The organism is Pseudomonas sp. 18058, assembly GCF_902706155.1.
GTDB classification, from domain to species: domain Bacteria; phylum Pseudomonadota; class Gammaproteobacteria; order Pseudomonadales; family Pseudomonadaceae; genus Aquipseudomonas; species Aquipseudomonas rustica.
Genome location: NZ_CACSJY010000075.1, coordinates 1 through 20,471, shown reverse-complemented (window position 1 = coordinate 20,471; position 20,471 = coordinate 1). Strand labels below are relative to the sequence as shown.

Below are 20,471 nucleotides of genomic sequence, written 5' to 3'. Positions count from 1 at the left end.
CCAAATAGCCGCCTTGAACGCTGTATCCGCCTGCCGCAGCCAGGAGGACAACCCCGCCAAATTTGGGATACAGCGTACCGGCATTAAATCCAAGATTTTCGAGGGCATTGCCCGCAGTGGTGGCGCCGGTTCCGCCTTTGACTACGGGCAAGATGTCGTAGTTGCCAGTCGTGCCCAGTGCGGCCAGCTTGTCACCAAACTGATTGACCAGCGCACGCAGGGCGTCTGCCGAATCCTTGACGTAACCCTGCATCGGAGCCAGTGCATAGCTGCCGCCGCTGGCCGTTGCGCTTTGGTATACAGGCGATATCGACATGGCCGTGTCGCTGGCGATGTTGGTCACTTCGTACCAGCGACCGTCAGGCCCGCGAAAGGCATCTCCGACCCGACTGTTTGCGATGAAGGCGGTACCGGTGCCGATCACCGCATTGGAATTTTGGGTGACAGAAACCGTTCCTGATTTGTACCAAGACATGGCTACATCCTATAAATGAGGTTAAACCGCTTGTTTGGCGAAAACGGCCGACAGAAAGAACGCAGTCGGATTAGAGGCTGCGGTGGTGATGGCATAGAGTTTGTTGTTGGGAAAGTCCCACCAGCAGGCCAGGTTCCTTGGAATCGCGCTACCCGCCGTCATCGGCATGCCAAAGGTGTTTATCAGCATGAATTCGTTTTGCGGAAAATCGAACGGAACTGAATAGAAGATCCGCGTCAGACCTTGATCACCGATGTCATAGGTGACATACGTCCAGTTCTGGAAGGCTCTGGTGAAGCTTGCGTTTGGAGTGCCGGAATCGAAAAGCAACTTTCCCGCTCCGTCCCACAAGCGCATTCCGTATTGCGCGACCGCTTGCGCCGCGAACGCAGCCACAAAATATCTCCCGTTCGGTTGCGCTGTGTTGACGTTGTAGGCCCTGACGTAAAAGCCCGTCCAGTTACCTGCCGATCCGATGAGTCTCATCTGGCAGAGGCCGGCAACCGCATTAACGGTGTCAGGGCGCACAAACACCAACGGCGGCTCCTGCGAGGTCACCGGCCGTGCGAAATAGGTGGTTGATCCCAGTCCGCTCTCTTCCGTAGGAGCGAACCTTCCGGAAGAGATAACCATTAAGCGGGCAAATTCAGTGTCGAGGGTGACCACGTTGCTGTTGTTGATGAACTGGAGTCCATAAGCCATCAGCTCCACCTCATAACAATCAATCTCATTGTGCCTGAAGAGGTGTAACTCGCGGCGTAAGTGCGGGTGTGGTTATAAACGCGCACAACACCATCGAGCATTTCCGTCTCGAACTGCATTTGGCTGCTGGCGTAGGCACCGTTGGGGATGACGAAGGCCGTTCCGTTGCCAGGGCCAACGCCAGGCACCGCAAAATCCTGACTTCCCTTGTTCGCTCCCAGCGCAAATGTCACCAGCGTGGATAACGCAACACGAATGGTGAAGGAGTTTTCATCGATCTGAAGTGCACCATCGGCACCCCAGATCCGCATACCGTAAGCCATTAATCACCCCAAATAGCCGAGACGAACGCGCAAAACATTGTTTGCGTCGTAAACTGAAACGTTGAGAGCGTTGATCACCAGCCGGCCCTGACCGGGAACAATGCCGTTGATCTCCAGCGTGCCGTCCTTGTTGAGAATCCAGCCCTGCTGACCGGCTATGTAATTGGTCGAGCTGATGTAGTTGCCGATCTTGGCGTTGGTAATTGCACCATCCATGATGAACGCCGAGTTCATGAACACCTGACCGCCCTGCACGGCAAACGGAACCGCGATGGCACCGCCAGCAATGGTGTTGACGATCGCAAATCGATCCGCACTGACCAGAAACTGGCTTTGAAGACCGGCGGGAGTATTCTCGATTCCCAGCCCAATACCTGCAGCGATGTACTGCCCGGTGGAGGTGCTGTATTGCATCTTTACCGACCAGGTCGCAGCCAACTTGCCGTTCACGTCGTTGATGATTGAGGAGTTGGTCTCGATCAGCGTCTGCTGCTGGCCTATTTGGGAGCCCTGACTGCCGACTGTCGTGCCCAGCTGAGTGATCTGCTGAGCCGTCGCTTGCTGATTCGACACAACAACTTTTTCAAGAGAGGTGATGCTGCCCTCATTGACACCCACTTTGGCTTCGACTGTTGTCTGTCTGCTGGCCATCGCCTCATTCGCCGAAGCGCGAACCTTTTCTTCGGTGGCAATAGCCGCAGTGCTCGTCCATCCCTTCAGAGCATCTGCCAGATCACCCTCGCCTTTGTCGTCTCGCGACGATGCACGCAGCGCCTCAAACGCAGTCGCCTGTGCGGTGACAACCCCGTCGAGCTCAGTGATATCAGCAGTGTTGGTTGCGACCTGTTGAGCAAGTCCGTTTGCCGTCTCAACGGTCTGCCCAACGTCCAGCCAATAGAGCGCGTTCGGCGGCGGCGTGTTGGCTGGCACCGCGCCGGTCGCCTGATAGATGCGCTTGCCTTGAACGACCAGGTCGTACTCAACGTAGGTCGCATCGGGGTCGTACCCCTTCAGTCCGTCGAGTGCATCGATCTGCGCCTGCAATCCCGGGATTTTTTCGATCTCGGCCAGCAAGTCCTCACCGAGTTCCGTCTCGGTAATCTGGCCCTTGATCATTTCCAGAATGTCACCAGCGTTCGAGCTGGACTGGCCCTGCACACCCAGGCCAATCGGATACCACGGCCCGATGTTGCCTATCTTGTCGACGATGCGGCCCCAGAAGAAGAAGGTGACTCCAGCGGCAAGGCCGAGCATGGAGAAATCGCTCTGCGGATAAGACAAGTCCGTCAGCTTGGTCGCTGCTTCCAGGCTGGTTGTCGGCCCGTACCAGATTTCCGTCCGCTGGCTGTCTTCCGCGCCAGCCGGGAAACCCCACTTCAGATAGATGCCGAACAACAGTGGCGTGGCTGTCAGATAACTGAGTGCTGGTGGCAAGCCCTCCTTCCCCTTCAGATTCGTCAGGATCGAATTGCGCCAAGGCGACGTGATGTCGAAGGCACTCACTGCGCGAACCCGGGCCACGTACGCGCCAGCGTAGATGCCGACCACGTCAACGTTGGTCAAGCCTGTGCGCTGCACCTTGATCCAGTTGCCGCTGTCCTTGCGCCATTCGACGTCATAGCCGACCGCGCCATCCACAGCGGGCCAACTGATCGTCATGGTGGCCACTGCCATTCCCTGAACAATCGACGATGTCGACGCGATAGTGACACTCGCCGGTGCCGGTACGACGGTAAAGGGCGCAACGAAGTGCAGGCGGTTGGTTCATCCACCACCTATGGCAAGCGCTACGTGATGTGCGCCCTGCTGAACATCACGACCAGTGAGGCTCGCGATGATGACGCGCAGACGGCGGACGGATCGGATAGCGAGGAAATGCGAGCCCAAGTAATTACGGACATCCTTGAGCGGGTCGAACAGACAGCCTCACCCGATGAGCTCAAAGATGTCTGGCAGGCTGCATTGAAAGTTTTGCAGGCCAGCGGCGACAAGGTCGGTTATGACACGGTGAAGATTGCCGTCACCAAGCGCAAAGACATATTGGAGGCAAAACAATGATTGTCCTCAACTGCACGCAAGGATCTGCCGAATGGCTGCAAGGCCGCGCCGGGGTCATCACCGCAAGCATGTTCAGCACCGCCCGCTCCAAGGTGAACGGGCTCACTACCCAGCAGCGGACATACGTTGAAGCAATCTTGGCCGGCCATAGCGAAAGCAAAGCCCGCGACCTGGCTGGCTACAAGGCTGGGCCGAAGGCCGAAGTCGTCCAGCGCGCTCTCGATGGCGAGAAAGTCGGTGAGCCATCAAACGCCGCACTGACCTACGCGTTTGAGCTGGCTGTTGAGCGAATCGGCGGCGCGCCGCTGGACGGCGGGTTCGAAACTTGGCAGATGCGCCGAGGGCACGAACTCGAACCTGAAGCACGTATGGAACACGAAATTCAGACCGGGCTGATCGTTACGCAAGTCGGACTGGTGAAAACGGACGACGGCGCGTTTGGCGCCAGCGCCGACGGGTTCATCGGTGAGGATGGCGGATCCGAGTACAAGTGCTTCCTCTCTCCCGAAAAGCTGCGCGCCTTCCACATCGACAACGATGCGAGCGATGTCATAGACCAGGTGCAGGGCTGCATGTGGATCACCGGCCGCAAGTGGTGGCACATCGGGATGTACTGCCCTCTTCTGAAACCCGTCGGCCGCCAGCTCTGGCTGCAAGAATTCAAGCGGGATGACGACTACATCGAACAACTCGAAGAAGACCTCTGGCAGTTCAAGCTGCTGGTGGACGGCTACGAGGCGAAGCTCCGGAGTAAAGCAGCATGATCAGCAACCACCTCAGTTTGGTCGAAGCCCTTCGGCCAAAATCCAATGAACTGGCGGCACAGGTCGAAAAATACCTGGCCGCCGGCGGAAAGATCGAAGAAGCCGAGCCCATCGGTTACAAGCCCAAGCCGGTCAGCTACAGCAACCAGATGCCGCCAGCACCAAAGCCATTTGTCCGGCGCCGGCCGCCTGCTCCGCCTCAACCGTTGTCCGCTCAAGACATTCGCCACCAAGAGCGCGTGAAGGAGAAAGCGTTGCTGGAGCGGATCGGTGCCGAGAAGCGGACGCTGATTGTTTCGAAGGCATTGGATGATGCTCTTCATGTTCTCGGCGAGCGGCACGGCTTCGAGGAATGGCAGGAAACGGTGTCGACGTTCATCATCAATCTGGCCGGCGCGCCTACAGAAGAGTCAGAACGCTTCGTGAATATGTCGCGACCTGTTTTTGTACCAAATGCAGAGCAGTCGCGACAGCTTGAGCGATTTGCCAAAAATGGCGTCGATACAAACCATTAAATAGACTGTGATTTTCACGTTTTTGCACTGTGATACTCAGATATTACGCCTAAGCATTGACTCTATTTCTTCAACGGAATCCCTGAAAAGGATCTTGGCCTCGTCGTCGTATAGCTGTACCACAGCCTCAAACTGATCATCCTGACTTGAATCGATGTACAACAAATGCGCCTTATGGATTTGCTCTGGTCTTGATACGTAGAGCGTTAAAAACATTGTGGGAGTTCCTGGGAAATTCGCCTCCTCTTCATGGGTAAAAAACGCCACGGCCGCCGCCCATGCTTTTTTGTAAGCCGTAAGCGCTGTTTTCAACTGCTCTCTTTTTTCGGCCTCTCGGTTCACCAGTTCCGGGTCAGGAGCGCCGTCATGAGTTCGAAGATATTTATAAATAGCTATTACCGATAGCAAATGTCCCCGATACAAATGCAGGTCAGTAACCGCATCTTTCAGCACTCTTAAAGTTGCAAAACGTTCAGCATGCCTGAATTGCCTTTTCCAGGCGTTCAGAGTGTAAATCGCGACAATCGCAGCGACGGCAGTTGCTACATAGCTCGTGCTTTCTAACGCAAATTTTAGATGCGCCAGATCGCCAAACACCGGACGCCAAACTACGCCAACGCAGAAAATCCCAATTCCCGAAACAGTTAGAAGAACGACATCGCTCCGCGTCATATCTGTGAAACCCTCAGCTTACCCATAGCGACTGACACAAATACCCCACTTCTACGAATCACGCCAGCCGGCGAGGCTAGCCCCACAATCCTTTCTGCTTCACCTGGTCTTCACCGCTCAGACTCCATAGATCATCCCGATCGCCAAGCGCTGGGTGTATACGGCCGTCGGTATGGCAGAGGTAGTAAATGCGCTCAGGGGGCAGATTCACCGCCTTTGAAATTGCTTTGGTGGAGCGATACTTCAGGCTTTCCGGTTTCGACGATTCGCTTTCAAGCCAGCTAAATATCTTGTTGCGGTCGCGACGGGCTAGGTACTCAGACGACAGAGTCTGAAGCCCCCATGCAAGGCCACCACCGATTGCGCCAGCAATTACTTCGCTCCAATCAGACATATCTAACACCTCCTTTTATGATCGCTGAACTGTAGTTGATCCCTCACCACCCTCCACCGCCCGGGCATGCCCCGGCATAGGACGCCCCATGCCCACAGAAAACAATCCGGCCGAGCCGCTGAAGATTGAACGCTCGACAGTGACGAAGCTGGTGATATCCGGCGCGCCGCGGCTCGACACGATCACCGTGTTCCTCGAGGACTTGGGCCGGCGCAACTGCCCCATCGAATCTGATCCGAACTACCAGACGGCCCAAGGCAAGATCACCATTAGTTGCTGGGACAACAGTTGGAACGCCTACTGGGGTGGCATGGGCCCGCGCACCGTCGCCGAGTTCGTTGCCGACTGCGGTTGGGACTATGTGCTGAACTGCTTGGATCGCGGCATCAGTTCCACCGTCTTCAGCGGTAACGCACTTCACGCTCTCGCCAAGAAATGCATCATCCAGCGCCGCAGACAGCAGACGGGCCGACACGACTGGGAACTGGGCGAGCTGAGCAAACGCGAAGCTCGGCAGCTGTGGGGTGATATCGATGTTCTACGAAGCATCGAGAGCTCGAGCGAATGCTGGCATCAAAGCCCGCTGCTGACCGAGTTGTTCGGGGATGAGTGGCATTATCCGGTTGGCGATCGCGCCGTCGAAGAAAACCACGACTTTAAATATCTACGACGCATCGTCGAGGCCGTTCAGGAAGCCCTGCGACAGGATCAACAGCACGCACCACCTTCAATCACTGCTGCTCAGCCGACCTGCCAATCTCTTCGCGCGTAGGCATTGTCCAATCAGAGGTTCTTTTCTCATAGATTGATTGTTCTTGCGTTGCAGGCTCGTAACCAAAAGCTAAAAAATAAACTGCGAGTGAAAATGCCGCTAATCCAGCGCGGCCAACAGGATCCGCGTCTTTGGAAAGGCGTCCGCCAGGCGCAACGTGAATGGCTTCCCCCCTTATAAATGCGAACACTGCTTGACCAAAAAACGCTTGAATAAGAAGCACAGTCCAAAAACTCTTCCAATCTCCAATGAACCGAATACAGACGTTTAGAAGCGAGGCCGTGGTCATGAGCAAGAGCAACCAATACTGACAGCGCCTCAAATACCCCATAACTCGATTGACCGCTCTCAAACCTAATACTCCATTCAGTTAGTTTTCAAATCAGCGTACTCAGATATCGGCCAACGTAGCCCGATCCTAAACCACAACCCCATCCCCCTTCAAAGTCAGCCGCTATAGCGGCAAGGACGAAACATGCCTATCGAGAAAATCGAAAAGGAGGCTGACCTCTGCGCGCTGTTCATCCAGGAGTTCAACGAACTGCCCGGCTGGACGTGCTACCCCGAGGCCGCTGGCTTCGACGTGCTGGTCGTGAATGAAGACGGTCGGCAGATCGGCGTCGAGGCCAAAATGCAATTGAACGCCAAGGTTGCCGACCAGATCCTGCCCTGCCGTGGCGACGAACTATATGGGCGTGCTGGCCCAGATTACCGGTTGGTGATCGTGAGCAAAATTACGGATGCCAGCAAAGGAATCGTAAAGATGCTGGAACACCTCGGTGTGAGAGTGTTGGTGCCACGATCGAGTTGGACGAGTCGCGGTGACGGCTTCACGTTCAGCCTCGCTCACTCCCTGCTGGAGGTGAGCGGCCACAAGCCATTTTATGACTGGTACATGTTCGACTGGAATCCGCCTGAGCGCTGCCAGGTTCCAGTGCTTGTCACGAACCTGCCGGCCGGCGTTCCCTCTCCTATTCGCCTGACACCGTGGAAAGAGTCAGCGTTGAAGGTGCTGGCCCAGCTCCGAAGCCAAGGCTTTATCACCGCCAAGCAGATCGCCAGCCACGGTATCGGCGTCACCGCGTGGACGCAGGCAGCGGGAAGCAAACCGGCATGGCTGGCAAAAGGCGCCGTGCGCGGCACCTGGATCGAAACTGAAGACATGCCGGCCTTCGACAAACAGCACCCGGACGTGTACGCCCTGGCCGTTGAAACCCTGGCCACTACGGGCCAGCTGAACTGGAGTTATCGCCATGATCCTTTCCTGCATGGCCGGCTGCACCCTCTTCTTCTGGCTTCCATTGGTACTGACCATAAAGGCGGTGATCGGATGAGCGACAAATCAACCATCTGCGCCGCCAAGTCAGGCGACCACAAGTGCAGTTCGCAAAGGGTGCGAGGCACGCTGTTTTGCAGCCAGCATCAGCGCTCAGATTATCGCCGTCGCATGGGCTCACGCCCGATAACCAACGAACAACTCGCCAACATGATGCAGCGCGATGGAGAACAGCAATGACAGACCATTCAAAACTCAAAAAACTGGCTGAAGGCTGCCGCGACGAGATCATCCGGTCGGACGGCTGGGCGGGGATGATCGGTGACGCCGGCCTGCTGCGCCGCGATGAGCAGTTCCTTAAAGAGTGCTCGCCCGAGGCGGTTCTGGCTCTCATCTCGGAAAGTGAAACGCGCCGCGTCCTGATCAAGGAAATGGACTTGATGTTCGGCCGCTACATCTTGGCGATGCGTTCGGCGTTGATCGAGGAAGAGCATGGCAAAGGCCCAGCGGCAGCCATGGAGTGGATTTACAACTCGCTCTGTGGCCCCGGACAGCTCCCGCCCGAAGGCGAGACTGACGCCCAAGCATATTTCGATCGGGAGATTGTTGCGGTCAACACCGGCATGGAAGAGGTGCTGGCATTCCATGAAGCGCAGCGCGCCGCAAAAAAGGTGACGCCATGATCCTCGCCTCGCTCCTCATGGTCTACCTCATCTACAAGGGGCCGCGGTGATCGAGTACCACAGATCTATTTTCCATGTATTCGGCGGATGATTTCCATCATCGGTACATTTACGGAGCTCTGATTTTTCGTGGCGGTGGCAATTACCGAGTTCGCGAAGGCTTTACTTATGTTTGTCCGGAGTAGCTCGGGCCACATTTGATTAAGCTTTTCGGCGGTTAACTTCTTTTTGTTCTTGAAGAAGATGTGATTTTCATCAACGGCAACTATGTGGTTTTTCCACTCCGCCTCGTTAGACATTTCGCCGGCGATACGAAACGCCGCAGCTACAAATTCCTCTTTGGTCAGCATTCATCTATCTCCCTTCGTCGCGATATCTGACGACCAAGAATGTATCAATCCGTCTTCATTTTTCATAGCCAATCAAGCTATCTGATGCGGCTCGTAAGGAGTTCCCATGCCTGAAATTAAGTGTGAATACGGCACCCCATGCGGGTCGGCACCGATGAATGGATCAACCAGCTATCACTGGATCAACTCCGTTACGCCCGCCAGCAGATGGCCGACAAGATCGACAAGGCTGAGCAAGGCCCGCGCCGGACTGTTTGGCTGGTGGACGACGGTATTACGGTCGCTGCCTTCTATCGAGAGGAAGCTTATCCCGATGCGGCAGACCACCTGGTAAGGATTTACAAAGAAGTGTTTTTGCAAGCCGCGGAGGAATTCAGCGGACGACCCGGATCAGTCCACGAATTCAGGGAGTCGACGCCGCACATCGAACCGCGTCGTGTGACGCAGCTCGAGTACGACACCGAGTGGTTCCACACCAAAACCGAATAACCACCTTCTGCCGCCACGCGCGGCATGGAGCCTGCTATGCCCGAAAAAGAAGAGAACGTCGAAACGTATCCGTTCGACAAGGTGCCCGAAGAGCGCATGGCCGCCCTGATTGGCACCACCAAGCGCGCACTCGAAGGTAAGCGAGCACGCGGAATCATCCCAGAAGGCGTCTGGAATAAAATAGATGGCCGGGTTTTTTATAGCATCAGGAGATATGAAGCATGGCAAGAAAGCCAATGGGCCTGCCCCGAGGAGTTGAATTTGCTGGCCAGTCTGTCCGCATCCGGTTCACTTGGAACGGTGAGCGACGCTGCGAAACACTTGCCCATCCCCAGACGCCAAAAGGGATCAAGGCGGCCGCCGATCTACGCGATCAAGTAATCAGCCTAGCCAAGCATGGGGTTCTGGACGAGAAGCGCTACGCCGAACTGTTCCCGAACTCCAGCTACTCCGACGCAGCCACAGGACTCACCTTCGGCGAATATGCCCAAACGTGGATCGATGGACTTGAGATCGTCCCGGGCACTCGACGCAACTACAAAGGCACGATCAACAATTACTGGATGCAAGAACTGGCCAGGGTACCGATGACCACGATCACCCCGATGCTGTTGCGTCGGGTGATCGCCGAGACAAGCTGGGAAAGCACCACCGTGAAACGCACAGCGATATCGCGAGTGAATGCGCTTTTTAAGGCAGCGGTGCGGGATGAGGTAATCGAGCGGAATCCAGCAACGGCGATCAAGCTCCCTGGCAAGGCCAAGAAAGTTATTGATCCCTTCAGCGTGGAAGAAGCGGACATGATCATCGACTGGATGTATGCCAACTTCACTTCGCGGGCCTCACAGATCTACGCGGCTTACTTCGAGTTCGCGTTTTACTGTGGGATGAGGACGGGAGAGCTCAGGGCTTTGCGTTGGGATGAGATCGATACGGACAAGCGTGTCGCCCACGTCTGCCGGATCGTTGTTGACGGGAAGGTTGAGGAGCGCACGAAGACAAAGCAGGCCCGCACCGTGATGCTAAACAGCCGCGCCATGCATGCTCTGGAATGCGCCAAGCGGATTGCAGATGCTCGGCTCAACCAAATGAGGCGCAAGCGTCAGTCGTCTCCGTACGTCTTTCCGCCCTCGGGGAACTCGGAATATATTCTCGGGGCTACCACCCCAGGTGGTCATTTCGCAACGGCGTTAGGGGCACTGAAAATAAAGCCACGCAGCCAATACAACTGCCGCCACACTTACGCCACAATGTGCCTGATGGTAGGCATGAACCCCGCGTTCATCGCAGGACAGCTCGGGCACAGCGTGCAGGTGTTACTGTCGACATACGCCCGCTGGCTAAGCTCAACTACCGACTGGTCGGAGGTCGGGAAGCTTGAGAACCAGATTGGTACAAAATTGGTACAGCCTTAAATATATTTCACATTTCGCCCTTTGTTTGCGGGCGCCTCTAGCTTTCCTAGCACATACTCCTAGAATGCGACGCTTTGAAGAAATAACCCGTTACAAACTAACGGAATATCCAACCTTTATGAGTTCGCCCGCGTGAAAATTCGTCTTTCGATTCTGAGCCTGTTTTTTGCTTTCACAGGCACATTCATCACGCCAACGATCAACGCTGCGGAAACCACCGCTGCCCCGCGTGACGCTTCGACCCTGAAGATCGCTTCCGGCAGCGCCCTGCTCATGGATATGCAGACCAACAAAGTCATTTATTCCAGCAACCCTGACGTGATCGTGCCGATCGCCTCTGTCAGCAAGCTGATGACTGGCCTGGTGGTGGTTGAAGCCAAACAGAACATGGACGAATGGATCGATGTCGACATCAAAAACACGCCAGAGATGAAGGGCGTGTTCTCCCGAGTCAAACTGAAAAGTGAACTGCCGCGCCGCGAGATGCTGCTGATCGCTTTGATGTCCTCGGAAAACCGCGCCGCCGCCAGCCTCGCGCATCATTATCCGGGCGGTTATGCAGCCTTTATCGCGGCGATGAACGCCAAGGCCAAGGCGCTGGGCATGACCAACACTCACTACGTCGAGCCGACCGGTTTGTCCGAGCGCAACGTTTCCACGGCGCGCGATTTGAGCAAGTTGTTGGTCGCAGCGAGCAAGCACCCGATCCTCACTGAACTGACGACCACCAAGGAAAAGACCGTGTCGTTCCGTAAACCTAATTACACGTTGGGTTTCCGTAACACCGATCATTTGGTGAACAAGGCTGACTGGGACATCAAGATCACTAAAACCGGCTTTACCAATCCTGCTGGTCACTGCCTGGTATTGGTGACGCGCATGGGCAATCGCCCGGTGGCACTGGTGATTTTGGATGCGTTCGGCAAGTACACGCATTTTGCCGATGCGAGCCGGATTCGCAGCTGGGTTGAGACTGGGCGCAGCGCTAACGTTCCGGCGGTGGCGCAGCAGTACAAGGCTGATAAGAACCTGAAGAATCGCCAGAGTGGCGTGGTTGAGGCTTCGAAGTAGAACGTCTTATTGAGGTTTTCACTCTTGGCTGTGGCGAGGGGATTTATCCCCGCTGGACTGCGCAGCAGGCCCATTTTTTTGGGGCCGCTTCGCGACCCATCGGGGATAAATCCCCTCGTCACAGATAAATCCCTCGCCACAAAGTCATCCACTGACGCCAATGACAATTTCAGTCATTCGGCAACGGCATCTGTTCATCATCAGGTATGCCATCCCCCTTGCTCGGATCCCGCTCCAGATCCGGCGTCAGCACATTCGGCCGGGCCAGCGGATCGCGCAGCGGGCTGTCCGGATCCAGCACTGGATCAACTTCAGGCTCAGGCGTCGTCGGTACGCTGTCAGGTTTTTGATCATGGAAGCTTGAATCGGTACTCATACGCACCTCACATCAAGGTTTCAGATTGGCTAACGGGTCGTAGGGTTTGGCCGGTTTTTTGTCGTCGTCGCCGGGCTTCACGTCTTTCGGCGCCTTGGCCGGGCCAACGGGATCGACTTGCGGGTCGTCGAGATCCGGCGAATCGGGATCGAAACCCAGGTCATCGCCCGAGGAATGCTCGGATGAGTGCGGGCCTTTAGGGGATGTGGACTCTGCCATGCTTGCCTCCTGATTCACCCGCGAAATCGGGTTATAGAGGTAAGAGGCTTGCCGGACACAGACGTGCCCGGCAGATGACGAACGGAGAACTAGTGCGCCGCCAAGGCCTTTTTGGCCTGCGCCGCTTCGTTTTCCTGACCGGCCTGCGCCAGTTCATCGGCCGCTTTGAGCCAACGCGCACGATCCACCGCGGCGGGAATCTGCGTCGGTTTTTGAATCAGAATTGCCCAGCCGCCGGATTTTTCGAAAGCTGATTCAAAGGAGGCAAAGTCCATCAACTCGCGACGGTTCATGCCGGCACGCAGCAGGACTTTCTGTTTATTGCGGTCGTAGCCGGAAAGGATCGCGTAACGCGGCTCAGCCCAGAACGCCGAGCCTTCGCTGAAACGCACCATCACCGGGTAACCGGCCGCCACCTGAATCAGCAGCGCGGGCAGATTGCTGTCCAGCGGATAGACGACCATGCCGTATTCACGGGCAAGGTTCTGAATGTTCTGCTGCAACTTGTCTTCAGCGCCCGGCACATGCAGCGGTTTTTCCAGCAAACCCGGGGTGATCACCACGCCCTGCTGCGACAACAGACTGGCCAATACCTGCGGCCCGCTCTGGAAGGCCTGCCCCCGATAGAACCTGCCACTGAGTTCGACACGCTCCGGCAAACGCTTGACCTCCGGCGCCACACTGCCCGCACACCCCGTCAATGCAGCCACGCAGCCAGCCACCAACAGCGCCGCACACACTCGAGAAAATACCTGCACCATCGTTGCTCTCTGTTCAGACGCCGGTCATCGTGTTCCGGCAAGGTCACCGATCATAGGGCGGCAAACCGCTGCGGTATAGCCTTAAACCGCAGGGGCGGCGATTGCATAGAGCAAAGTGATTGGTCATCACCGACCTTTGGTCAATAGCGTGTAACACCCGGGCAACTAGACTGTCAGTGAAACAGAGCGAATTGAAAAAGAGGAGCCCGACGCAGGGCAAAGAGGAGGCACTGATGAGCCTGACCATGACCATTGTGATGTTGATTGCCGGTTGGCTGGCCGTGGCGGCGGCCATGCTGTGGGGGGTGTTGCGGATTTCGCGGCGGCACCATCATCCGGTTGAGCCTGCGAAGGTTGAGAAAGGCGAGAAACACCCCACCCGTCACGCGACCGCGCACTGACCCAAGGGATTTTTCGGAAAGAAAACGCAATTGGACTTTGTAGGAGCTGCCGAAGGCTGCGATCCTTTGACGTTGAAGATCAAAAGATCGCAGCCTTCGGCAGCTCCTACAGGATGCAAAAAGGCCGCCTGAACTTATGCAGTTCAGGCGGCCTTTTGCATGGTTAGCGGTTACGCCTGCGCAGCAAGTTTCTTCTGCTTGGCACGACGCGACAACATGTTCAGCACCTCAATACCCGCCGAGAACGCCATGGCCGCGTACACATAACCTTTCGGTACGTGAGCGCCGAAGCCTTCGGCGATCAGGGTCATACCGATCATGATCAGGAAGCCCAGGGCCAACATCACCACAGTCGGGTTGTCGTTGATGAACTTGGCTAGCGGATCAGCCGCCAGCAACATCACCAGCACCGACACCACCACCGCGATGATCATGATCGGCAAATGTTCGGTCATGCCGACCGCGGTAATGATGCTGTCGATCGAGAACACCATATCAAGCAACAGGATCTGACCAATCGCAGCCGCGAAGCCCAGCGTCACGGTCGACGTGGCCGACTTCGGATCTTCCGGTGCCGGATCCATGCTGTGATGGATCTCGGTCGTGGCTTTCCAGACCAGGAACAGACCACCGGCGATCAGGATCATGTCCTTCCAGGAGAAGGCCTGGCCGAGGATGTCGATCACAGGTTCCGTCAACTGCACGATAAACGCGATGGTGCTCAACAGCGCCAGACGCAGGATCAACGCCATGCCGATACCGATACGGCGGGCCTTCTGTTGGTACTGCTTAGGCAGCTTGTTGGTCAGGATCGAAATAAAGATCAGGTTATCGATGCCGAGCACGATTTCCATCACCACCAGTGTGGCCAAAGCAACCCAGGCGGTAGGGCTGGCGGCGAGTTCTAACAAATATTCCATGGGTCAGTCCTGACTCTTTGTGTGACTAAATTAGATGGTCTTGGAGGAAGATTCGGATTCGTCCGAGTCTTTTTCCGGGGTTGGTTTTTTCTCGATCAGCCCGCCGGTGGCGTCGCTGAGCGCTTGCTCGGCAGCTTTATGGGTGTCGTCGATCGCCTGTTTGGCGCTTTCGGCGGCTTTGCCCATCAGTTGCTGAGCGCTTTTTTCGGCTTGATCGCAACCGGCCAGAACCAGTAAAGACGCAATCAACAGTGCAGTGCTTTTGAATTTCATGAGGCTTCCTTCGAATGAACAGACAGGCTCACAGACCGGCCGTCGATGGCTGGGCATTCTAGGGAGGTGAACACTTCAGGAAAATTCGTATTTTTAGCGGCTATACTTCGGTTTTTACGAACTCACACACTATTCAATGTAGGAGCTGCCGCAGGCTGCGATCCTTTGATGTTGGCTTTTTAAAAAAAAGTCAAAAGATCGCAGCCTGCGGCAGCTCCTACACGGGGGCGCGGCGGATGCTCAATTACCGACAACTGCATTACTTCTGGGTCGTGGCCAAGACCGGCAGCATCGTGCGTGCGTGCGAGCAGCTGAACCTGACGCCGCAGACCATCAGCGGGCAGATTTCCCTGCTCGAACAAACCTACGGCATAGAGTTGTTTCGGCGCGTAGGTCGTCAACTGGAGTTGACCGAAGCCGGGCGCCAGGCCCTGCCCTACGCCGAGCAAATGTTTCAACTCGGTGGCGAACTGGAGCTGATGCTGCGCGCGCAACCCAACGAACAGCAGATTCTGTTCCGTGTCGGCGTCGCGGACGTGGTGCCGAAATCCATCGTCTACCGCCTCATCGCGCCGACCATGGAGCTCAACGAGCCGCTGCGCATCACCTGCCGTGAGGACAAACTCGAACGTTTGCTCGCCGACCTGGCGATCCAGCGTCTGGATCTGGTGATTTCCGACAGCCCGATGCCCTCGCACCTCGACATTAAGGGCTACAGCCAGAAGCTGGGGGAATGCGGGATCAGTTTCTTCGCAACCGCCGAACTGGCGGCGAAGTACGGTCAGGATTTCCCGCGCAGCCTGCACGGTGCGCCGCTATTGATTCCCGGCGCCGAAACCGTGGTGCGCAGCCGTTTGCAGCGCTGGTTTGCCGAGCAGCAGATTCAGCCGCAAATCGTTGGGGAGTTTGATGACAGTGCCTTGATGCAGGCATTCGGCCAATCCGGCAGCGGGATTTTTATTGGCCCGAGCGTGATTGCCGATGAAGTGAAGCGCCAATACGGCGTCGAGTTGATTGGCCAGACCGACGCGGTGACCGAGTCGTTCTACGCCATTTCGGTGGAGCGCAAGGTCAAGCACCCCGGCATCGTTGCAATTACCGAAGGTGCCCGACGCGAGCTGTTTACCGCGTTATGACGCTTCGGCGCAGACTTCGCGCGGCTTCAGCGTCATCAACACCATGGCCAGGAACACCGAGAGCAGGATGAAACCGGCAGCCGCAAAGCCAAGAAAGCCCAGACCTGCACCGTCGATAACCCGGCCACCGACCATGGCGCCGAGGCCGATCCCCAGATTGGCCCCGGCGATATTCAACGACGCGGCAAAGGCCGGTGCTTCTGGTGCGGCTTTCATCAGGCGCACATGGCTGACCAGGAACAACGCTGCCTGGGTAATACCCCAAATACCCATCGCCACCGCCAGGCCCACTGGCGAATGAATGTTCGGCACCAGCGAGACCATGCCGGCAATCATGAATGCGCAGAACAACACCGAGGCGCCCAGCGGGTGCTTATCCACTGCGCGACCGCCCAGCGAGTTGCCGATCAGCCCGACCGCGCCGAAGCCCATCAGGCACCAGCCGACCACGGTGCCGTTAAAACCGGCGAGGCGCTCAAGGATGTCGGCCAGATAGGTGTAAGCGGTAAACATGCCGCTGAACACCAGAATCGACAGGACGATATGGCCGATCATCAGCGGGCTGCGCAGGATCTTGAATTGCGACGCGAAGCTGACCTGATGCTGGTGCAGGCTGGTTTTCGGCAGGTACACAAACAGCAGCAAGGCCTTGGCAAAGGCGATCACCGCGAGAATGCCGAAGGCGCTGCGCCAGCCGAACGCATCGGAAATCAGCGTGCCGACCGGAATGCCGAATACCGTGGCGCAGACGATGCCGAAACCGATCTTGGCAATCGCGCGACCGGCGAAATCCGGGCCGACGATGTCCACTGCTGTTTCACTGGCCAAAGCCCAGAATACCGGCAAACCAAGGGCCGGGATCAATCGGGCAAACGCCATCACCCAGATATTCGGCGCCAATGCTGCCACGGTGTTGGCGATGCCGAACATGATCAGGATGCTGATGAACAACTTGCGCCGTTCAAATCGGGCGAAATACGCGGTGAGGAATGGCCCGAAAAGCGCCACTGTGAAGGCGAACAACGTCACCAGCAGCCCGGCCTGCGGAATGCTGACCTCAAGGTCGCGAGCGATCGCCGGCAGCAAGCCGACGATGACGAATTCCGTGGTCAGCACCGTAAAACCGGCGGCGGACAACAGAAGGATGGGTAACAGCATGGGTAACTCCAGCAAAACGACGACACCAGCGTTGACCCGAGGGCCCGCTGGCAGAACTTTAAAATTAGGATGCGCAATCTTAACAGAGTGTGTCCGCAGTGACTTGCACAAACCTGCCGACTTTGTTGCCTGATCCGGCGGCAGATCGTCACACGCCTGAAGGATAAAGCCTACGCTGTGATAAAGTCCGCGCCCTGAAAAACGTACACCCCTGATCAACCGCCCGTTTAACGGCGTTGATATCGCCTCACCCTTTCGGTTCGTGACGCTGGTCTGCCCCCGAATTTGCCAGCGCGTTCACTCAACCTTGCGCCTATAAAAAATCAGAGATGCCGTTATGACTGCTTCCTCCCCTTCTCTATTGCAACGCCTGAAGAACCTGAGCCTCGTCGCGCAGATCCTCATCGGCCTGATCGCCGGCATCGCTTTGGCGCTGTTCGCCCCGGAAGTCGCGAAAGACACAGCGTTCATCGGCAAAGTGTTTGTCTCGGCGTTGAAAGCCGTCGCACCGATACTGGTGTTCGTGCTGGTGATGGCCTCGATTGCCAACCACAAGCACGGTCAGGAAACCCATATCCGCCCGATTCTGTTCCTGTACTTGCTGGGCACCTTCGCCGCCGCCGTGGTGGCTGTGGTCGCGAGCATGGCGTTTCCGTCGCATCTGGTGCTGTCCACCGAAAACGTTGCGGTGACGGCGCCGGGCGGTATTGGTGAAGTGCTGCAGAGCTTGTTGTTGAGCGTGGTGGAAAACCCGGTGAAGGCGCTGATCGAAGCCAACTTCATCGGCATTCTGGCCTGGGCAATCGGCATGGGCGTGGCGATTCGGCATGCTGGCGACACCACTCGTGAAGTGCTCGGTGACTTGTCCAACGGCGTGACCTTGATCGTGCGCGTTGTGATTCGCTTCGCGCCGCTGGGTATTTTCGGTCTGGTGGCGTCGACGTTGGCGACTTCGGGTTTCGGCGCGCTGATCGGTTATGCGCACTTGCTGGCCGTGCTGCTCGGTTGCATGCTGTTTGTGGCGCTGGTGATGAACCCGCTGATCGTGTTCTGGAAACTGCGTCGCAACCCTTATCCGCTGACCCTGATGTGCCTGCGCGAAAGCGGTATCACCGCATTCTTCACCCGCAGCTCGGCGGCGAACATTCCGGTCAACCTGGAATTGAGCAAGCGTCTGGGCCTGCATGAAGACACCTATTCGGTGTCGATCCCGCTCGGCGCGACCATCAACATGGCCGGCGCGGCGATCACCATTACCGTGCTGACGCTGGCGGCGGTGCACACACTGGGCATTGCCGTGGACATTCCGACAGCGATTCTGCTGAGCGTGGTCGCGGCGATTTGTGCGTGCGGTGCTTCGGGTGTGGCGGGGGGTTCGCTGCTGTTGATTCCGCTGGCGTGCAGCCTGTTTGGGATTCCGAGCGAGATTGCCATGCAGGTGGTGGCGGTCGGTTTCATTATTGGCGTGTTGCAGGATTCGGCGGAGACGGCGTTGAATTCTTCTACGGACGTGCTGTTTACCGCAGCGGCTTGCCTGGGTGAAGAAGAGAAGGCCCAACGCACTGCATGACCCCTTACCCTGTGGGAGCGAGCTTGCTCGCGAATGCGGACTGTCAGGCGAAGATGATGTCGACTGACCTGCCCTCTTCGCGAGCAAGCTCGCTCCCACAGAAAAAACAAAAGCCCGCCATGGTGTGAACCTCGGCGGGCTTTTTTGTGGCGGAGATCTTTTCCCCCTCACCCCAACCCTCTCCCCCAAGGGGGCGAGGGGAAAGGGAGGTGATCTGTGTGCTGTTCAAAACGAGTGTTCGACTTGATATTTCAGGTCGGTGCAGCTCGAACACACAACTCCGTCAGTCCCCTCTCCCTCCAGCAGCGGGTTAGGGTGAGGGGCTTCTGGCCGCTTAGAACGCGCCCATGTAATCGCGCTTGCCCACTTCCACACCGTTATGACGCAGCAGCGCATAAGTGGTGGTGACGTGGAAGAAGAACTGCGGCAGGCCGTAAGTCAGCAAGTACGACTGACCGCTGAAGCGCTTCTCTTTCGGCGTGCCCGGACGGGTCACAATTTCAATGCCTTCCTTGCCATCGATCTGCTCTGGCTTGATCTCGCCGATGAAGGCCAAGACCTTGGCGATCAGCGCTTGCAGCTCGGCGAAGGAGGTTTCAGTGTCGTCGTACTTCGGCAGTTCGACTTCAGCCAGACGCGCGGAAACGCCTTTGGCGAAATCGACGGCGATCTGTACCTGGCGGGTCAGCGGGAACATGTCCGGGAACAGACGCGCTTGCAGGAACGCGTTCGGGTCGATGTTTTTCTCGGTGGCGTGGGCTTCAGCCTTTTTCAGCACATCGCTCAGGGCGTTGAGCATTTGTTGAAAAACCGGGACGGATGCGGCGTACAGGGAAATGGTCATGGCAGTCTCGTGTGGTGGCTGGGTGGAACAAGGAGGCGATTATAGCCATGCTTTGATGACCGCACGGCTTGCCTTTTGTTTGGCAAGGATTAGGCTAGGCGGCTTCGACTGCAGAGGGAACGCGCGATGACCACAGAACCAGAATCCACCTTCGACGAGCCACGGCTCAACGCCACGGAAATCCGCATCCTCGGCTCGTTGATCGAGAAACAGGCGACCAGCCCGGAAACCTATCCGCTGACCCTCAACGCATTGGTCACGGCGTGTAACCAGAAAACCAGCCGCGAACCGGTGATGAACCTGACCCAGGGCCAGGTCGGACAGAGCCTGCGCGCCCTCGAAGGGCGCGGTTTTGCCAAATTGGTCATGGGCAGCCGCGCCGACCGCTGGGAGCACAAGGTCGACAAGGCGCTGGAACTGGTGCCGGCGCAGGTGATTCTCAGTGGTTTGATGTTTCTGCGCGGCCCGCAAACCGTCAACGAACTGCTGACCCGCAGCGGCCGCATGCACGATTTCGAAGATGCCGAGCAGGTGGTGCATCAACTTGAGCGCCTGATCGCGCGCGGGCTGGCGGTATTGATTCCACGTCAGGCCGGGCAGCGCGAGGATCGCTATACCCATGCGCTGGGCGATCCAGCGGATATCGAGGCGATTCTGGCGGCGCGGAGTAATCCGCAGGAACGCGGTGCGAGTGGCGGTGTTTCGCTTGAGCGTATCGAAGAGCTGGAAGCACGCATTGCCGCGCTGGAAGAGCGCCTGGCCCGCCTCGAATAACCAACGCAGATCAAACTGTGGGAGCGGGCTTGCTCGCGAATGCGGTGTGTCATTCAAAGGTGATTTGACTGATCCACCGC

General features: G+C 57.0%; 25 protein-coding genes and 2 pseudogenes. 13 read left to right on the top strand and 14 right to left on the bottom strand.

The window, feature by feature from the left end:
* From GVL50_RS26195 to GVL50_RS26180, 4 genes and pseudogenes are all read right to left on the bottom strand, one after another.
* A pseudogene (locus GVL50_RS26195) lies at window positions 1–475 on the bottom strand (tail fiber domain-containing protein); the annotation flags it as partial.
* 21 nt (window positions 476–496) lie between these two features.
* Window positions 497–1,177: a hypothetical protein gene (locus GVL50_RS26190; protein ID WP_159815561.1), complete on the bottom strand. Its 681-nt coding sequence runs from the start codon at window positions 1,175–1,177 to the stop codon at window positions 497–499.
* Window positions 1,177–1,488 carry a hypothetical protein gene (locus GVL50_RS26185; RefSeq protein WP_159815563.1) on the bottom strand — a complete coding sequence of 104 codons (312 nt, stop codon included), beginning with the start codon at window positions 1,486–1,488 and terminating at the stop codon, window positions 1,177–1,179. The genes GVL50_RS26190 and GVL50_RS26185 overlap by 1 nt, the downstream gene beginning before the upstream one ends.
* A gap of 15 nt (window positions 1,489–1,503) precedes the next feature.
* A complete protein-coding gene (locus GVL50_RS26180) occupies window positions 1,504–3,174 on the bottom strand; it encodes a DUF1983 domain-containing protein (protein WP_371926037.1) in 1,671 nt (556 codons plus the stop codon).
* A gap of 75 nt (window positions 3,175–3,249) precedes the next feature.
* Here GVL50_RS26180 and GVL50_RS26175 point away from each other — a divergent pair, with 75 nt between their 5' ends.
* From GVL50_RS26175 to GVL50_RS29175, 3 genes are read left to right on the top strand one after another with little or no spacing between them, the layout of a single operon-like run.
* On the top strand, window positions 3,250–3,558 hold the full coding sequence (locus tag GVL50_RS26175; protein WP_371926036.1) for an ERF family protein: 309 nt from the start codon (window positions 3,250–3,252) through the stop codon (window positions 3,556–3,558).
* Window positions 3,555–4,322, top strand: coding sequence for a lambda exonuclease family protein (locus tag GVL50_RS26170; RefSeq protein WP_159815560.1), 768 nt, complete (start codon window positions 3,555–3,557; stop codon window positions 4,320–4,322). The genes GVL50_RS26175 and GVL50_RS26170 overlap by 4 nt, the downstream gene beginning before the upstream one ends.
* Window positions 4,319–4,837 carry a hypothetical protein gene (locus GVL50_RS29175; protein ID WP_256671990.1) on the top strand — a complete coding sequence of 173 codons (519 nt, stop codon included), beginning with the start codon at window positions 4,319–4,321 and terminating at the stop codon, window positions 4,835–4,837. Before GVL50_RS26170 ends, GVL50_RS29175 begins: the two co-directional genes overlap by 4 nt.
* 36 nt (window positions 4,838–4,873) lie before the next feature.
* Here the strand turns inward: GVL50_RS29175 and GVL50_RS26160 are convergent, their stop codons facing one another.
* Window positions 4,874–5,509, bottom strand: a complete 636-nt coding sequence (locus GVL50_RS26160) for a hypothetical protein (RefSeq protein WP_159815559.1) — start codon at window positions 5,507–5,509, stop codon at window positions 4,874–4,876.
* 76 nt (window positions 5,510–5,585) lie between these two features.
* The gene (locus GVL50_RS26155) at window positions 5,586–5,903 is read right to left on the bottom strand and encodes a hypothetical protein (protein ID WP_159815558.1); all 318 of its coding nucleotides are present in this window, start codon (window positions 5,901–5,903) and stop codon (window positions 5,586–5,588) included.
* A gap of 88 nt (window positions 5,904–5,991) precedes the next feature.
* On the opposite strand from GVL50_RS26155, the gene GVL50_RS26150 reads away from it, so the two are divergent.
* The 3 genes and pseudogenes from GVL50_RS26150 to GVL50_RS26140 all read left to right on the top strand — a co-directional run bounded on the left by GVL50_RS26150 (window position 5,992) and on the right by GVL50_RS26140 (window position 8,634).
* The gene (locus GVL50_RS26150) at window positions 5,992–6,675 is read left to right on the top strand and encodes a hypothetical protein (RefSeq protein ID WP_159815557.1); all 684 of its coding nucleotides are present in this window, start codon (window positions 5,992–5,994) and stop codon (window positions 6,673–6,675) included.
* A gap of 475 nt (window positions 6,676–7,150) precedes the next feature.
* Window positions 7,151–7,897: pseudogene (locus GVL50_RS26145) on the top strand (hypothetical protein); the annotation flags it as partial.
* A 290-nt stretch (window positions 7,898–8,187) separates the two neighbouring features.
* Window positions 8,188–8,634 carry a hypothetical protein gene (locus GVL50_RS26140; protein ID WP_159815556.1) on the top strand — a complete coding sequence of 149 codons (447 nt, stop codon included), beginning with the start codon at window positions 8,188–8,190 and terminating at the stop codon, window positions 8,632–8,634.
* A gap of 65 nt (window positions 8,635–8,699) precedes the next feature.
* Here the strand turns inward: GVL50_RS26140 and GVL50_RS26135 are convergent, their stop codons facing one another.
* Window positions 8,700–8,984, bottom strand: coding sequence for a hypothetical protein (locus tag GVL50_RS26135; RefSeq protein WP_159815555.1), 285 nt, complete (start codon window positions 8,982–8,984; stop codon window positions 8,700–8,702).
* Between the two features lie 138 nt (window positions 8,985–9,122).
* Here GVL50_RS26135 and GVL50_RS26130 point away from each other — a divergent pair, with 138 nt between their 5' ends.
* The 3 genes from GVL50_RS26130 (at window position 9,123) to pbpG (ending at window position 11,959) form a co-directional block, all read left to right on the top strand.
* Window positions 9,123–9,473, top strand: coding sequence for a hypothetical protein (locus GVL50_RS26130; RefSeq protein ID WP_159815554.1), 351 nt, complete (start codon window positions 9,123–9,125; stop codon window positions 9,471–9,473).
* Window positions 9,474–9,694: 221 nt separating this feature from the next.
* Entirely contained in the window at window positions 9,695–10,888 is a 1,194-nt protein-coding gene (locus GVL50_RS26125; RefSeq protein ID WP_159815553.1) for a site-specific integrase, read from the top strand.
* A 132-nt stretch (window positions 10,889–11,020) separates the two neighbouring features.
* Window positions 11,021–11,959 carry a D-alanyl-D-alanine endopeptidase gene (gene pbpG, locus GVL50_RS26120; protein ID WP_159815552.1) on the top strand — a complete coding sequence of 313 codons (939 nt, stop codon included), beginning with the start codon at window positions 11,021–11,023 and terminating at the stop codon, window positions 11,957–11,959.
* 169 nt (window positions 11,960–12,128) lie between these two features.
* Here the strand turns inward: pbpG and GVL50_RS26115 are convergent, their stop codons facing one another.
* The 3 genes from GVL50_RS26115 to GVL50_RS26105 all read right to left on the bottom strand — a co-directional run bounded on the left by GVL50_RS26115 (window position 12,129) and on the right by GVL50_RS26105 (window position 13,315).
* Window positions 12,129–12,335, bottom strand: a complete 207-nt coding sequence (locus GVL50_RS26115) for a hypothetical protein (protein WP_159777043.1) — start codon at window positions 12,333–12,335, stop codon at window positions 12,129–12,131.
* A 12-nt stretch (window positions 12,336–12,347) separates the two neighbouring features.
* Window positions 12,348–12,554, bottom strand: a complete 207-nt coding sequence (locus GVL50_RS26110; RefSeq protein ID WP_053121804.1) for a DUF6021 family protein — start codon at window positions 12,552–12,554, stop codon at window positions 12,348–12,350.
* An 89-nt stretch (window positions 12,555–12,643) separates the two neighbouring features.
* Window positions 12,644–13,315 (bottom strand): peptidase C39 family protein, encoded by a 672-nt coding sequence (locus tag GVL50_RS26105; RefSeq protein ID WP_159815551.1) that lies wholly within the window; start codon window positions 13,313–13,315, stop codon window positions 12,644–12,646.
* 233 nt (window positions 13,316–13,548) lie between these two features.
* Between GVL50_RS26105 and GVL50_RS28795 the strand changes: the two genes are divergently transcribed.
* A complete protein-coding gene (locus GVL50_RS28795; protein ID WP_178124223.1) occupies window positions 13,549–13,716 on the top strand; it encodes a hypothetical protein in 168 nt (55 codons plus the stop codon).
* Between the two features lie 170 nt (window positions 13,717–13,886).
* On the opposite strand, the gene GVL50_RS26100 is transcribed toward GVL50_RS28795, so the two are convergent.
* A complete protein-coding gene (locus GVL50_RS26100; protein ID WP_053121808.1) occupies window positions 13,887–14,636 on the bottom strand; it encodes a TerC family protein in 750 nt (249 codons plus the stop codon).
* 30 nt (window positions 14,637–14,666) lie between these two features.
* On the bottom strand, window positions 14,667–14,909 hold the full coding sequence (locus GVL50_RS26095) for a hypothetical protein (protein ID WP_053121810.1): 243 nt from the start codon (window positions 14,907–14,909) through the stop codon (window positions 14,667–14,669).
* A 236-nt stretch (window positions 14,910–15,145) separates the two neighbouring features.
* On the opposite strand from GVL50_RS26095, the gene nhaR reads away from it, so the two are divergent.
* Window positions 15,146–16,045 carry a transcriptional activator NhaR gene (gene nhaR, locus GVL50_RS26090; RefSeq protein WP_077573697.1) on the top strand — a complete coding sequence of 300 codons (900 nt, stop codon included), beginning with the start codon at window positions 15,146–15,148 and terminating at the stop codon, window positions 16,043–16,045.
* Here nhaR and GVL50_RS26085 read toward each other — a convergent pair.
* The gene (locus tag GVL50_RS26085) at window positions 16,040–17,203 is read right to left on the bottom strand and encodes an MFS transporter (protein ID WP_159815550.1); all 1,164 of its coding nucleotides are present in this window, start codon (window positions 17,201–17,203) and stop codon (window positions 16,040–16,042) included. The genes nhaR and GVL50_RS26085 overlap by 6 nt on opposite strands.
* 337 nt (window positions 17,204–17,540) lie before the next feature.
* On the opposite strand from GVL50_RS26085, the gene sstT reads away from it, so the two are divergent.
* Complete coding sequence (gene sstT, locus GVL50_RS26080; RefSeq protein WP_159815549.1) at window positions 17,541–18,773, top strand: serine/threonine transporter SstT; 1,233 nt, start codon at window positions 17,541–17,543, stop codon at window positions 18,771–18,773.
* A 334-nt stretch (window positions 18,774–19,107) separates the two neighbouring features.
* Here the strand turns inward: sstT and GVL50_RS26075 are convergent, their stop codons facing one another.
* On the bottom strand, window positions 19,108–19,617 hold the full coding sequence (locus GVL50_RS26075; RefSeq protein ID WP_053121818.1) for a DUF1993 family protein: 510 nt from the start codon (window positions 19,615–19,617) through the stop codon (window positions 19,108–19,110).
* Window positions 19,618–19,743: 126 nt separating this feature from the next.
* Here GVL50_RS26075 and GVL50_RS26070 point away from each other — a divergent pair, with 126 nt between their 5' ends.
* The gene (locus tag GVL50_RS26070; RefSeq protein ID WP_159815548.1) at window positions 19,744–20,391 is read left to right on the top strand and encodes a YceH family protein; all 648 of its coding nucleotides are present in this window, start codon (window positions 19,744–19,746) and stop codon (window positions 20,389–20,391) included.
* The last annotated feature ends 80 nt before the right edge of the window (window positions 20,392–20,471 follow it).